General features: G+C 33.0%; 13 protein-coding genes. 8 read left to right on the forward strand and 5 right to left on the reverse strand.

Features of this window, described 5'->3' with window-relative positions; translation table 11 throughout:
- Positions 1 to 59: 59 nt before the first annotated feature.
- The 3 genes from BC781_RS15505 to BC781_RS15515 form a co-directional block, all read right to left on the reverse strand.
- On the reverse strand, positions 60 to 380 hold the full coding sequence (locus BC781_RS15505; RefSeq protein ID WP_109619351.1) for a phenolic acid decarboxylase: 321 nt from the start codon (positions 378 to 380) through the stop codon (positions 60 to 62).
- Between the two features lie 179 nt (positions 381 to 559).
- Positions 560 to 991 carry a response regulator gene (locus BC781_RS15510; RefSeq protein ID WP_109619353.1) on the reverse strand — a complete coding sequence of 144 codons (432 nt, stop codon included), beginning with the start codon at positions 989 to 991 and terminating at the stop codon, positions 560 to 562.
- A 423-nt stretch (positions 992 to 1,414) separates the two neighbouring features.
- Entirely contained in the window at positions 1,415 to 2,497 is a 1,083-nt protein-coding gene (locus tag BC781_RS15515) for a DUF1254 domain-containing protein (protein WP_109619355.1), read from the reverse strand.
- A 363-nt stretch (positions 2,498 to 2,860) separates the two neighbouring features.
- Here BC781_RS15515 and BC781_RS15520 point away from each other — a divergent pair, with 363 nt between their 5' ends.
- The 6 genes from BC781_RS15520 to BC781_RS15545 all read left to right on the forward strand — a co-directional run bounded on the left by BC781_RS15520 (position 2,861) and on the right by BC781_RS15545 (position 9,866).
- Complete coding sequence (locus BC781_RS15520; RefSeq protein WP_158281497.1) at positions 2,861 to 4,180, forward strand: sensor histidine kinase; 1,320 nt, start codon at positions 2,861 to 2,863, stop codon at positions 4,178 to 4,180.
- Between the two features lie 117 nt (positions 4,181 to 4,297).
- Entirely contained in the window at positions 4,298 to 5,035 is a 738-nt protein-coding gene (locus tag BC781_RS15525; protein WP_109619359.1) for a hypothetical protein, read from the forward strand.
- Between the two features lie 474 nt (positions 5,036 to 5,509).
- A complete protein-coding gene (locus tag BC781_RS15530; RefSeq protein WP_109619362.1) occupies positions 5,510 to 5,929 on the forward strand; it encodes a MerC family mercury resistance protein in 420 nt (139 codons plus the stop codon).
- Positions 5,930 to 6,136: 207 nt separating this feature from the next.
- Positions 6,137 to 7,141 carry a VOC family protein gene (locus tag BC781_RS15535; protein WP_109619364.1) on the forward strand — a complete coding sequence of 335 codons (1,005 nt, stop codon included), beginning with the start codon at positions 6,137 to 6,139 and terminating at the stop codon, positions 7,139 to 7,141.
- A gap of 277 nt (positions 7,142 to 7,418) precedes the next feature.
- Positions 7,419 to 8,477, forward strand: coding sequence for a TolB-like translocation protein (locus tag BC781_RS15540; protein ID WP_109619366.1), 1,059 nt, complete (start codon positions 7,419 to 7,421; stop codon positions 8,475 to 8,477).
- Between the two features lie 384 nt (positions 8,478 to 8,861).
- Positions 8,862 to 9,866 (forward strand): VOC family protein, encoded by a 1,005-nt coding sequence (locus BC781_RS15545; protein WP_109619368.1) that lies wholly within the window; start codon positions 8,862 to 8,864, stop codon positions 9,864 to 9,866.
- A gap of 80 nt (positions 9,867 to 9,946) precedes the next feature.
- Here BC781_RS15545 and BC781_RS15550 read toward each other — a convergent pair whose 3' ends face one another.
- Positions 9,947 to 10,930, reverse strand: a complete 984-nt coding sequence (locus tag BC781_RS15550) for a helix-turn-helix domain-containing protein (protein WP_146201706.1) — start codon at positions 10,928 to 10,930, stop codon at positions 9,947 to 9,949.
- 236 nt (positions 10,931 to 11,166) lie between these two features.
- On the opposite strand from BC781_RS15550, the gene BC781_RS15555 reads away from it, so the two are divergent.
- Positions 11,167 to 11,676, forward strand: coding sequence for a DUF2391 family protein (locus BC781_RS15555; protein ID WP_109619371.1), 510 nt, complete (start codon positions 11,167 to 11,169; stop codon positions 11,674 to 11,676).
- A gap of 891 nt (positions 11,677 to 12,567) precedes the next feature.
- Here the strand turns inward: BC781_RS15555 and BC781_RS15560 are convergent.
- Complete coding sequence (locus BC781_RS15560; RefSeq protein ID WP_109619373.1) at positions 12,568 to 12,969, reverse strand: hypothetical protein; 402 nt, start codon at positions 12,967 to 12,969, stop codon at positions 12,568 to 12,570.
- Positions 12,970 to 13,060: 91 nt separating this feature from the next.
- Here BC781_RS15560 and xerA point away from each other — a divergent pair, with 91 nt between their 5' ends.
- Positions 13,061 to 14,215, forward strand: a complete 1,155-nt coding sequence (xerA, locus tag BC781_RS15565; protein ID WP_109619375.1) for a site-specific tyrosine recombinase/integron integrase — start codon at positions 13,061 to 13,063, stop codon at positions 14,213 to 14,215.
- The last annotated feature ends 265 nt before the right edge of the window (positions 14,216 to 14,480 follow it).

Below are 14,480 nucleotides of genomic sequence, written 5' to 3' on the forward strand. Positions count from 1 at the left end.
TAAAGCTTTTGTTTAAATAGGTTAAGATTAGAAAATCTATTTTAATTTAAAATTTAGCATTACCCTTTTGATCTTTTAAAAGAAATGATTTTACCCTTCCACTGATGTTTATTGATTTCATAGACATAGCTACAAAATACTTTCATTGTATTCAGGTTAAATACAATACTTACAACTTCTCGACTTTGCTCTAGCCAGCTAATGAAAATTATTTCAGAGGCAACTTCAACAAAATCATATTTTTCTATTCCAGAATGCCCTTTAGCAACTCCCGCAAGGCAAGTCCAAACTAAAGTACTCTCTTCAAATTCTAATTTATAAGATTCACCGTTATCATATTCATAGATTAATGTCTGACCAATTAGCTCTGATTTTTCCATATCTGTACATTCTATTTGATGTTTTTATAGATTCTAATCTTATAACAATAACAGTATATGAAATTGAACATTGATCAATACATTCTTTACCCTCAATTAAGGAGTATTACTTATTTCTAAAATAACAGTATAAATTTTTTGATGTGTTTGAATTAACTCTACTACTAGAGTAGTGACGTTTATTGATTAGTGACTTCGTTATTGTTAGATTCAGTGATGAACGTTTCAACAATTTCAATAAACATCTCCTTTGTCATCGGTTTACTTTTGAAGGCATTGAGGTGTTTATATTTTTTTGCTTTTTCAGCATCATCAGGATTAAGGGATGTGGTTAACATGATAATTACTTTTCCACCATGTAAATCTAAGTCTAGCTTTTCATAGGTTTCCAAAAATTCCCAACCATTCATCAAGGGCATATTGATATCTAAAAAAATAATATCAGGTTTAGGATACTGACCATTAATCTGTGTTTTTAGGTAATTGATCGCATCATTGCCATTTTTACATGAATCAATATTTTCCGCTAAACCCGTTTCTTCTAAAATAATAGTGTTGATGTAATTATCTACTTCACGGTCATCAACCAATAGTATTCTCTTTAATTTCATAATAGTTATTTAATGAGGTTATTAAAAAAATGGGTTTTAGGTATTACATAGATAATATGTATTAAGAAATTAGTTTAAACTCATTCACAAGTTTCATTTTAAAAAAGTAGATAAGTTTAATAATTACTTAGAATAATCAAATGAATTTTTCATATGTACTTAAACTAAAATAGTTATAGATGTTAGATTTTTATTGAATTAAAAAATATGAGCTAACGTAACAAGGTGTACGCAATTAGTGCCTTAATCTTCTAGAAATATAATTAAACAGAGGTGGTATAACCGTCGATGTATAGGTCATCCTAATTAATTATCAAAAGCTCACTAAAAAAATTGCTTAAACCTATCCAATTCCAGAGCTTTTTTTCTAATTCACAAGAAGACTCTTGAATTGGATAAGTTTTATTTAATAGCAAAAAGAGACTAATCCTGTAGTAATTCAAATTTTATGTTTTGATTGGCTTTACTCATATAATCTAAAATAGCAGATTTACTTTCTGGTCGATATAAACGAATTAGAATAGCCCATCCAGGAACTACATCTATATTATTTTTCTTGTCAGGGCAATTAAAATGAAAGGTATATGTACCATCATCATTAGCTTTGGCCATTCTATTATTGAGTGCAAAATTGTCTGTCGCAATCCAACCTTCTTTATTATAAGTAGTGACAGAGAAGAACCCACCTTTATCAAACTGAATAGGAGGGATGGGCAGGGTTAATGAAGCACATTTTCCTTCTTGAATTTCTTTATTGGGTTGAATAGTATTTAAATAAGCAGCATGCTCTACTGGTAATCCGAAAATACCTACGGCTGAGGCAATCAGGAATTGTAAAGAATCTACTTCATCTTTTGTACCGAAATAATAAGCAGGTTTATCTGCTTCTTTCATTCTCGCTTTTAAGCGTTTTCTAGTTTCATCTAAAGACTTTTGATCAAACCCTTTTTCATGGTAAGCAGTATTTGAATTGGCTAAAATCTGAACATTGTCTTGATGCTCGTGTGCCTCAGCATAACCTGCTGAATCTAGCGTTCTGACACCTGTTCGCATATTTAGAAATAAATGATTTCCTAGAGCTACATCATCAGTTGTGAAAGTCTTAGACTCTCCAGGATATACAACACCAATTGTATATTGGTTTTCATCTAACACTTGAATAACTGAATATACATCCCATTCTGGGTTTACCAAGGTTGCTCCTTCAGATATATCCACAACGGCATGAGAGTACATAACATCTTGATTTTCTCTCACAACAAATTGATTGTCTTTATCAGACATTTGACGAGCATGTCTGAACGTATTTACATCATGTTCTTTAGAATGATTAAGCATATATAAGTCCGTCTCTGCTATGGTAAAGTTAGATTCGTCAACTTTAATTTTTCCATCAGCAGTTTTTTCTTTTATGTAATCAAACTCTTTTTCTTGAGCTTTATCTGACTTTTGTGTTGAGCAGGCAATTTGTAAGATTAGAATAATGAATATCAATATATTCTTCATAGTTTAATGATTACCGTTAGATACTATCTTAAAATCCTTCTTTTCAAAAACTGATAGTGAATGGATAAAATTCTGAATGAACCAGAATTTTGAGAAGTTGAAAGAAAGTGTTTAATGCAAGATTAAAAAGTTCATACTTAGCATGGTGAAAATACACGTTTTCCATTTCTTTAATGTCATTTCAATTCTACGCAAATGGAATGATAAAATATAGCCAATATAAGTACTAAGTAATACTTGATCGATAAAAGCAAAAAAATACCAATTCTTTGCATATTAATTTAGAGTAAATGTTAATCGGTATTTTATGACACTCGTTAAATAATGAATCTTGCTTATTTCATCAAATGCTTCAGTATTGATATGCTGATTGGAGAAGAAAAAAGGTTTTCTCTGAAGGAAAGAATGATAAATGCAATTTTCATTGGGGTGATTATTGTGGATGTTACTCTATTGTTAAGCCTTAACTCAGCTTTTAGTCTAAACTTTGTTTTAGCTTTTATCTCTTCGATTATTTTATCATTAACTGGTTACTTTTCGGTTAGAAAGTGGCAATTGTATACGCTGGGTATGATCTGCCTTTGCTTACTTCAATTAATCACTATAATAATGGCTTGGATGGAGTTAGGTGGCCTAGTTAGTTTATCTCCTCTTACTTTTATGACAGCAGTTGTTGTTGATCTTCACCTTCTACCTAAAAAGTATCACTCTAAGTTTATAAAATGTGTTATAGTCTTATTTTTTGTTTTTGTAATTTTAGAATTCAATTACCCCGAAATTATTCTAGAAACCACAAAGTCTCCACAAGTTAATTTAGCTATCGCGAGTATACATTGGGCGGGAATGTTATTCTTTTCTATATCAACTATAGTTTTGTTTAAAAACGAGTATGACTATACCCAGTCTCTATTATTAAAACAAAAAGAAGAATTAGCTGATCTTTTAGAAAAGGAGAAAGAGCTTCACCATATGAAAGGTGAATTTGTAGCAATGGTCTCACATCAGTTTCGTACACCAATGACCGTTATACAGAGTACTGTAAATTTAATGGAATTAAAATTAACCAAATTCTTTAATGGAGAACATCATTTAAATCTGGCTAAACAGTTTTATAAAATTTATGGAGCTTTAAATAATCTAAGTGGTATTGTAGATAGTGTATTGAGTTTTGAAACGATTGAATCAAGAAATGTGAAATTAAATCCTGTAGTTCTTGATTTATCATCCTTAGTTGAAGATATCATTCGTAATTATCCTTGTTCTGAAGAAATTATCAAAACGAATTTGAAGTGTCAAGGTCCATCTAGAAATGTTCTTGCTGATCCACTTTTAATTGAACAATCTTTGACAAACCTTATTTCTAATGCCTTGAAATATGATAGTCAGAATAGATTTCCCGAAATAAGTTTACACTTTAAGGAACATTCAGTAGAACTTTTAGTCTCAGACCGAGGAATAGGTATTCCAAAATCAGAGCAAAACCGACTCTTTACTCCTTTTTACAGAGCTGAAAATGTATCAAGTATTAGAGGTACAGGGATTGGACTTTTTGTTGTTAAAAATTTTGTTGAGTTACACAGAGGAAATATCTCTGTACAGAGTGAGGAGGGAATAGGCACAACATTTAAAATTACGCTTCCAGTTTTAGTGAATCAAAAATATGAGAATGAAATTAGGAGATAAAAAGTAACTGAAGATATTTCGAAACTAGGGAAGTAAATTTTAAAATGAACATCACTTGTTAGTAGTATATATTTAAATTAAATTTAATGTATTACTTTTTTCAAATAATTATTTTTTATGAGTTACCCAGAACTTTTTAAAGACTTAGTACAGACTTATAATCCAAAATCAGAATCATTTTTAGACGGAATTGATCGAATTCAACCAAATCCATATTACTTAGGTTTTGGTTTCCCTGACTCTAAAATCTTAATCATAGGACAAGAAAAAGCTATTGATCCTTCCAAAACTCATATTGTGAAAAATGAGTCTATGGAAAACTTAAGGCAGTGGGATGTATTAATTGAAGAAGAAATTGATGATGTAGGCTACCATTATTACGGAGAAGAAGTCGATTTTAAAAATCCTTTGCATCCTTACAAAAAGAAAGGAGGGAAAACGTGGGGTTGTTACGAAAAGCTTTTAAAATCAATTTATCCAGAACTCTCAGAAAGTAGAGTTGAAAATACTTTTTTTCTTAAAGCATTCATTACTGAAGTTAATTCTGAGGTTTCAAAAACACAGTTGGGAAATAAAACAACCGAGGAGAGAAGAGCTTTGTTGAAACACGATTTCTACAAATCTTTCCCTGTAACTTTACTCGCTTTTGGGGATTATATGGGTAAAAGTGAAATTCAAGACCTTTTTGAAGTTGATTTTGTTGAAGACCTTTCTATCCCAAATGAAAAACTAGTAGTATTTAAAGACAGTAAAAGAGAGCGTTTGATCATACAAAGTCGTCAATTTAGTAACGCTATTTCAGATGAGTATATCAAAGAAAAAGTAGCTAAACTAGCCAAAGAACATTTGTCTTAAAATATTCTTTAAATAGCTAAAAAAAATCCCCAACACTGACTAAGTAATCAATGTTGGGGATTTTTTTATGTCTGATTTTGAATTATCAAATCTTAATTTGGAATGACGGGATTGTAATTAGTTTTTCGCTAAAATCGATCTTTCTTTTCCTAAGAACATAATTTAGGATTGATTTCTTTCTTTTACCAATAAAAAACTCTCGTAGTAACTTAAATCTAAAGAAAAAAATAATCCCTACATAATAGATACCTTTAACAGGATTCTAATACTGTGTTTCGTAAAAATAGAATTGCCCTTTTCTTTCAAGTACCTGACGATTCTTTTCAATCCTTTCCTTTTGAAATTCAAGACCTTTGTATTGTTCACTGATTAAAACATCAACAATTATTAATACTCTACTCATTTAAGAGCATCATTTAATTGGTTGAATAATCAAAACAGAAATCATCTTTAATCTTATAAAAATTGACAGTTATGTACGCTTTAAAAAGAGAATTTATCAAGTATACAGATCAAATCGGAATTACAGGATCATTTATTTGTTTGGTTCACTGCATTATTACTTCAGGAGTAATGATTGGTAGTTCATTTTTATCTCATTCAGCTCATCATCATCACGATCACATTCATCATGTACACCATTTAGATATGTGGGGAATGATTGATATATCTATGATCGTTATTAGTGGTATAGCAGTTTACTTTTCTACTTTAAAATGTAGTGCAGAATCACTTCAAAATAAATTGATGTGGGCAAGTTATATCGTTTATACCATTTGTATGTTATCAAAATATGTAGGTTTCGAACCTATGTGGTTAAGCGGTCTATCTTATGCTATGTCTTTTACGTTGATTGGTCTTCATTTTAGAAACATCAAAAACTGTAACCACTAGAATATTCTTCAAGAAATTAGATGAAAAACAAGTTGAAGGTTTCTTACAACATCCTGCTTTTTTCATTCAAGAGATTCCTTTTTTCAACCCTGATATTTGTAACGTAAATAATAAAGGAAAGGTTGAAAAGGATTCAAAATCAAATCTTTATATAAAAATAAATTCAATAACTTATCATTCGTCTGCAAAGACACAAAAATTAAAATTATGTCAGAAAAAAATTACAAACCCGTACCAGTATTCTCAATTAATCATGCTTCAATGCGCGTATCAAATCCAAAAATTATGGTGGAATGGTTACAAGGTATTTTTGGTTTCCCAATCGTTGCACGTCAAGGCGATAGCGTTGTATTCCGTATTGGTGATGGACCACAATATTTTTCAATCTTAGGTGAACCAACAGATAAACCTGGTTATACCCATTTTGGTTTTTCAGTAGAAAATTTTGATCCAAATGATTTTATCCAACGCTTGAAATCATTAGGTTATGAGCAATCAAATTATCCTGATGCAGGTAAGTTTACATTAAGAAATAGAGGTGCTGATAAAGGTGGTGCTGCTGAAGGTACACCAGAATTATTTATCGGTGACCCTGATGGCTTAATTGTTCAAATTCAAGATGCAAAATATGCCGGCGGTGGCGGACTTTTGGGTGACATTACCTACGCTGTCCCAGAGGAAGCACCAACAAAAGGATTGGTAGACACGATTGAGTTAAATCACTGTACACTTGGGGTTTCTAACGGAGCAGAGTCTTTAAAATTCTATCAAAGTATCTTTGATCTTCCAGTAGATACTTACCAAGGCCCAACTCCTGTTTTGAGAGTAGGTACAGGAAATGCTTCATTGGTATTGTATGAATTAAGCGGACCAGAGGCAAAAGGCGTGAGCCCTCGTATTGACCACACTTGTTTTGCTGTGAAAGATTTCGATGTAAACCGCATTGAGAAAGATCTTGGAGAGTTTGGAATGAATGTTTTAGGACAGGCTTGGAGAGCAACAGGTTCATTACAAACGTACTACACACAACGTATGCCTGACCGTGGTGGTGATGCTAGTGGAGATACAAAAGAGTTGTACTTAACGGATTTTGATAACAATGTGATTCAGCTTCAAGACATCCGTTATGCTGGTGGTTGTGGTGCATTAGGTGACGTTCGTGGCACTGGCGTAGACAAACCATTTGAACCTTGTGGTTGTGGTATGCACTAGGAAATAAATAGTTTTAGATTTTAAAAAAAACAGACCCTTTCTGTAGTTATTCAACAACTATGGGGAGGGTTTTGTGTTTTATTTAAAAATCAGAATATCAGTTGTTTAATGGTATTTTTCTCTAAATCTCTTTTTGACGATTTCTCACAACTACTTACGTTTTTCTTTCAAGAGATTCCTTTTTATAACCCTGATATTTGTAATGTAATCAAAAGGGAAATCAACTTCTTTTTGAAACATCATTTTGAAAAAACATAAACTTTAAAAAAACAGAATTATGAAAACAGTAGAACAATTCATGTCGAATGCCAAATTTAATATCGGTCTTTATAACGTAGAAGATATCATTCAAATACCAGGTACTAACTGGATCGTTGGTGGAGGTATTACTTGTTATGGTCCTAATTTTTGGGATAAAGTAATTACAACAGGTTTTTGGCATTTATTTGACGCTGAAAAAGAAACAGGATTTAGAGTAGATTCTTCAACTATCGAAATAGCTCCCGAAGGAGATCGTTTTCCATTGACAACACCTCCAGTATGGAGTGCATTTAGCCCTCATGGATTTGATTTCCATAACCAAACTGAAACTACTATTGAAGTGTATGTGGCAAGTCATAAAAGCGCTACAGGTGAAAGTAGAGAAGCAGTTGAGGTGTTTAGAATTGACTATTCTAAAGAAATTCCAACCTTTACATGGATTGGAGGAATTGAAGTAGCAGAAGATTTTTGGCCCGATGCAGTAGCCTTATTACCGGATGGTGGAGTAGTGGCAACATCGACAGGAAATCCATTAATGCCACAAGAAGAATCCATCAAATTGGCACTTTCAGGAGCACCGATTGGAAATACAAGAGTGTGGTATAAATCAACAGGTTGGCAAGAATTAGAGGGATCGGAAGGCATCTCTACTCCAAACGGAATTGTCATTTCAAAAGATGGACAACAAATATATGTGGCAGCATCTACAGGTTTTTCAGTAGTAAAAATCGATCGTAGTGTATCGCCAGTCAAAGTAACATCGATGGACTTAGGAGGTATTCCTGATAACCTTCGTTGGTCAGAAGATGGAAAATCAATTTTAGCAGGTATCCACGTCGTAGAGAATCCAATGGATTTTGCTAAGGAACAGGAAGTAGCAGCAGAATACGGTGGTAACCAAATGACGGCCTTTAAAGTAACACGTATCAATCCTGAAACGCTTGAGTTGACTGAGGTAATGCCTCCAGCTGTTTATGGTGTATTAGGAGCAGGAACAAGTGCAATAGAAGTAGGAAATCGTATATGGGTGGGAAGTACAAAATCCGACCGTGTTGGGATTTTCGATTTGAAATAATTAGACAGTAGTTTTCATTTTTTAGAGGCTAGTATCAATATGATATAGTCTCTTTTTTTATGTGGGAATGTTTAACGTCCGCTGAACCATCATAAAAACCACATTACGATCCATTCCCTATACATAAATTGGAACAGGTAGGTTAAAATGATCACAAAATAACAAAGAGTACGATAATACTTTCCGAATAATCTAACACCTTAAACCAACTTGAAGTTTTCTTACAACATCCTGCTTTTTTCATTCAAGAGATTCCTTTTTTAAACCCTGATATTTGTAATGTAAACAATGAGGGAAAGGTCGAAAAGGTTTTAAAATCAAAGTTTTACAAATAACAAGTTCAAAAATTTATCATTCGTCTGCAAAGACACAAAAATTAAAATTATGTCAGAAAAAAATTACAAACCCGTACCAGTATTCTCAATTAATCATGCTTCAATGCGCGTATCAAATCCAAAAAGAATGGTGGAGTGGTTACAAGGTATTTTTGGTTTTCCAATCGTGGCACGTCAAGGCGATAGCGTTGTATTCCGTATAGGTGATGGACCTCAATATTTTTCAATTTTAGGAGAACCAACAGATAAGCCAGGATATACACACTTTGGTTTTTCAGTAGAAGATTTTGGTCCAAACGACTTTATACAACGCTTGAAATCATTAGGTTATGAGCAGTCAAATTATCCTGATGCAGGTAAGTTTACATTAAGAAATAGAGGTACAGATAAAGGTGGTGCTGTAGAAGGTACGCCCGAATTATTTATCGGTGATCCTGATGGAATTATTCTTCAAATTCAAGATGCAAAATATGCCGGTGGTGGCGGACTTTTAGGTGATGTTACTTACGCTATTCCAGAGGAGGCTCCTACAAAAGGTTTAGTAGATACTATCGAGTTGAATCACTGTACACTTGGGGTTTCTAACGGTGCAGAGTCTTTAAAATTCTATCAAAGCATTTTTGATCTTCCGGTAGATACTTACCAAGGTCCAACTCCTGTTTTGAGAGTAGGTACAGGCAATGCTTCATTAGTGTTGTATGAATTAAGCGGACCTGAAGCAAAAGGCGTTAAACCTCGTATTGACCATACTTGCTTTGCTGTGAAAGATTTCGATGTAAACCGCATTGAGAAAGACCTTGGAGAGTTTGGAATGAATGTTTTAGGTCAAGCTTGGAGAGCAACAGGTCCATTGCAAACTTACTATACACAACGTATGCCTGATCGTGGTGGCGATGCAAATGGAGATACAAAAGAGTTGTACTTAACTGATTTTGATAATAATGTGATTCAGCTTCAAGACATCCGTTATGCAGGTGGTTGTGGTGCATTAGGTGACGTTCGTGGAACTGGTGTGGACAAACCATTTGAACCTTGTGGTTGTGGTATGCACTAGGATATAAGTAATTCAAATCATAAAACCCTCTTGATGATCATTTTCATCAAGAGGGTTTTCTTTATCTAAAGTAGTGGATATTATAACTTTCCTTTGTCTTTCCTTTCCTTCAATTCAGAAGGAGCATAACCATAGTATTTTTTAAACACATTACTCATGTGTGCATTGTCACTGAAATTCAAATCCATAGATACCTCCGTCAAACTCTTATCCGTGTAAATAATTTGTCGGTAAACTTCTTCTATTTTTTGTTGCTTATAGAATTGAAGAATAGGTTGATCAAAAATTGATTTGAAAATTCGATTCAACTTCGAAATACTCATACCAAATTCATCACTTAAATCTGATAGATTAGGTTGTTCAGAAAAATTTGAAAGATACTCATCCTTAAGCTGCATCATTGCTTTGAGGTCTTCAGGGTGTATGTTCTTTTTGACATTCGTGCCTTCTTGCTCCAATTTCTCTTGGATAATGCCTACAATATCTAACGCCTTACTGAAAAAGTAAATATCTCTTCTTTTGTCTTTATCAACGTTCGCAATAATGGTGCGTACAAAGTTTTCGATTTCAACATCTAGTGGAAGGTAATGGAACCAAGGAGTGTTATTTTGAAAAAGAGCCTTGATTTTAGAATTGGCATTTTCTCGGGTGAATTTATTGAAAAAATCCACAGAAAACCGGATTGTAACGTATTCATATTTTGCTCCATGTGGAAATTCAATTTCAAATTTTTGAGAAGAATTATAGATGAAAACCCCAAGATTATGAAATTTTTTGGTATCACCTTTACTAAAGTAAGACCCCGTAAAACCGATTCGGATAATAATATATGTTTTTCCATCATCCGGTTCATATTTTACGATGATTGGTCTTTTAGAATTGAGTTGAAAAATACCTACATACATTTCCTCCAAGAAACAGAAAGAGTTTCCTTTATAAGTACACCAACTTGTGTCGATATTGAGTTCTTCTCCATCCCAAGAGCCTTTTAAATCCTTGGCTAATTTCTCATAGCTTTCATGAACTTTATGTTCACTTGCCTCAAATGTAAACTTCTCTTCCATTTCAAGAAATTTGTTCTTAATAAAGATACCAAAGTAAGTGTTTGAATAAACATCTTTACAAGATGAAAAAGTTGACAATTCTAAACAATTCTTTAAGTTTTTCCTTCAAGTACCTTCTTTCTGTAAATCAGATATTTGTAATATGTTAAATAGGGTAGGAACTTCTATTTGATACATTCGAGTAACATTGAGTTAGATAATCAATTCGGTGTTTTATATTTAAATATCAGTTTATCATGAGAATTAATATTCAAGGAGTCAACAGAAAATTTCATAGAATTAATGGGAAGCTTTACGAATTATTTGAAATTTTAGATGAGCAAGGTAAAGTACTTCGAACCATTGATATTCCCCTAAAAGTTGAACTTAGAGTTAATGATCTTTTAGAAATAATTGTAGGTGCTAGTATTCTAGCCGTTCCGACTGCTTTCACAGAAGAAGTGTGGACAATGGGCGATGAATTGCCATGGTTAAATACTTTACTATTGAGTGGGATTTCCTTAGTGTTTATTGCTTGCTTTGTCTATTATTCATCCTACAAAATGCAATTTAAGTTATTCCGAAAAGAATTTCTGTTTAGAATACTTTCTACTTATATTTTATCGGTAGTGATCGTAGGAATATTACTTAAAATAGTCAATAAATGTCCTTGGTTCTTAGATTTTAATTTAGCTCTAAAGCGTACTTTAATTGGTGCTTTCCCTGCTTCTTTAAGTGCTACCTTGACTGATCAATTCGGAGAATAACAAGAACATCTAAGGTAAGCAGTTTTTATATAGATTTACTCGTAAGTAAACCTATTAATATGTCAATAGCAAGCATGTTTTAGACTTGAATCTCCCCAAAAAAAAAGCAATCTCCCTGCTATAAATCCATGGCAGGGAAGTACCCCTTCTGATGCTGTTGTGATATAGTTCACGAGTATAAATAAGACTAATAGAAATAATTATTTTACTAAAAAACACATAGTATATTTAATAAAAACCATTGCTGGATTATAAATAACCAAGCATTAAGAATGTAGTAAAGTATGCCATATATAATATATACATTATGTGAATATGGTTCTAGAAAACGAGTAGTTGTCGTATTTAAGTCTTTCTCCGTTAATGATTCGAATATAAAAGCAAAGTTCCAATCAATTCTCTCTTCTTGTATATACTCCTTTAATTGCCTATATGTATCGGCAGATTCTCCAATGTAAATACATGGTTCCAGTGACTTTTCATCATAGCCAAATAAGTAATAGAGATTGGCAGATTCCCTTTGTAAGTAGTTTTTTACATTTTCTATGAGGTGTCTAGGGAAACAATAAGCTCTAATGACACTGTTACTAACAGTTTTTATTCTTACGAGTCTTGATCAGGATTAGGGATGTGGGTGTTTATACTTTTTCCTCTTTTCATTTATTTTATTATCGGGGTTTTGTTAATGAGTATCTTTACCTAAAGATTTATGTTTTTAAATACTTTAAGGAGTGATTCCAGCGAGACTATGTATCAATATTGATTATCAGTTTTTTAAGATTTGCTGCTAAACAATATCTATTTAGAATAAGAGGATTAGAATATTAAAGATCTTACATTATTAGTAACAATATTTCCTTTGAAATATTTAATTATAGTGAAGTATTTTATCTATAATTTTTTCCAAGGGTCGTAATTAAATTTCATCATATAGTCTTGCCATTTTACAATCAGCACCTTTTCAATATGCCCTTCCTTGACTGGTGAGTAGCCGTATTCATAGCTAAAGTAATAGACGTGTCCTTTTTGGGTTAGGTATAGATTTGAAAAGTATTCAAAAGAAAATCCGTGGCTATCCAAAATGTCTTTTCGGATTGTGGCTTTTCCTTCTGGACAAGCTTTCTTTAAAATATTCCGATTTCTTCGAAGCAGTTTATTTATACTGAGTTCTCTTTCAGCTATCTGTTTTCGATGTTGATTATGATATGAGGCTTTGCACTTGCTATCACAAAATTTTCGATCTATTCTTCCGACAGTAAGTGGTGTATTACAGTATTGACAAAGGTTGGGCATCGGTCGTATATGTTTATTGAAACGCATATATACGTATATATGCGTTTCAACAAACGCTTAAGTCAAATATAATGCGTCATTTACAAGAAAAATGGCAGTTCATTCTAAGAAAATTAAACTTTCAAAACTGCGAATTAATCAGCAGCGGTTTATTCGTATTGATTTTGAAAATGAAGAGGGGATTAAACAATTAATTAAGCAGTTACCAGATGTGAAATGGTATAATCCATTGGATTGTGTATTTATACCCAATACCCCTTATCATTTACAGAGTGTATTTCGCTTATTTAAAGGCTTGGCCTGGATAGATGCAAATGCTTTATTTCAGAAAAGAGATTTGACTAAGGCGGATACATATACGGGCCTATATCAGAAGTATCAGCGGATTAAAATAGGAGAAAAGGCCAAGGAAGCCTTGTTATTGATGCTAGATCGTTTAGAGGGGTTACGTTATAGTGTGCGTACTGCAAATATTTATTTACACTGTTTTGAAAAGTTTTTATCGCATTATCCTAGCCATGACATCGATAAAATACAGAAGCATGAAATTGAGCAGTACTTATTACATCTAGTGCGAGATCGAGAAATGTCTGCGTCCACACAAAATCAGACAATCAATGCCATCAAGTTTTATTATGAACACATCTTACAATGGGACACGCAGTATTATCATGTCCAGCGGCCTAATAAACCAACACTTTTACCAAAAGTGATTAGTAAATGGGATATACAAAATATTTTAAATCAGGCCACAAATATAAAACATCGGGCTTTGTTAGCCTGTATTTACGGTGGAGGGCTGAGAGTCTCTGAAGCTTGTCATTTAAGAATAAAGGATATAGATTCTGAGCGGATGGTGATTAACGTAAGAGGAGGGAAAGGTTTACAAGACCGCACAACATTATTGTCTACCAAAACTTTGGAGTGGTTGCGGGAATATTATAAGATTTATAAACCCCAAGAATATTTATTTGAGGGTGAAGCGAAAGGAAAGGCTTACAGTCCTCATAGTGTAAGACGTTTGCTAGACCGATATGCAAAACGAGCTCAGATTACTGTAAAAGTAACTCCACATATGCTCCGTCATAGTTTTGCAACCCATTTGCTCGAAGATGGGGTCGACTTAAGGTATATTCAAGCATTGTTGGGACATCGTTCAAGTAAAACGACAGAAATATATACTCATGTGAGTACCAAAGAGATCAAAGAATTTAGGAATCCTCTGGATAGTATATTTGAAAAGTGATAAAAAGAAGGAAATAATTGCATGAAATTGATAAAACAAGTAGTTTGAGGTGTAATTAAATAAACTGACAATGTGACTCAGGAGGCGAAGCTGTATCCGTATATAGCGGGTATATTGCATATGCACGTTTTTGGTAGCTATATTGCACTATGAGTGACATATACACGGTTGTTGGGGCTCATTGTTCAGTTAGTTCAAATAGCAAAACAGATTTATCGTTCAGATTCTAATTTCAGTTGTAATTTTTATGGAATTTAATCTTAAC

Origin of the sequence: Sediminitomix flava, from assembly GCF_003149185.1 — a bacterium.
In the GTDB taxonomy this organism is placed as follows: domain Bacteria; phylum Bacteroidota; class Bacteroidia; order Cytophagales; family Flammeovirgaceae; genus Sediminitomix; species Sediminitomix flava.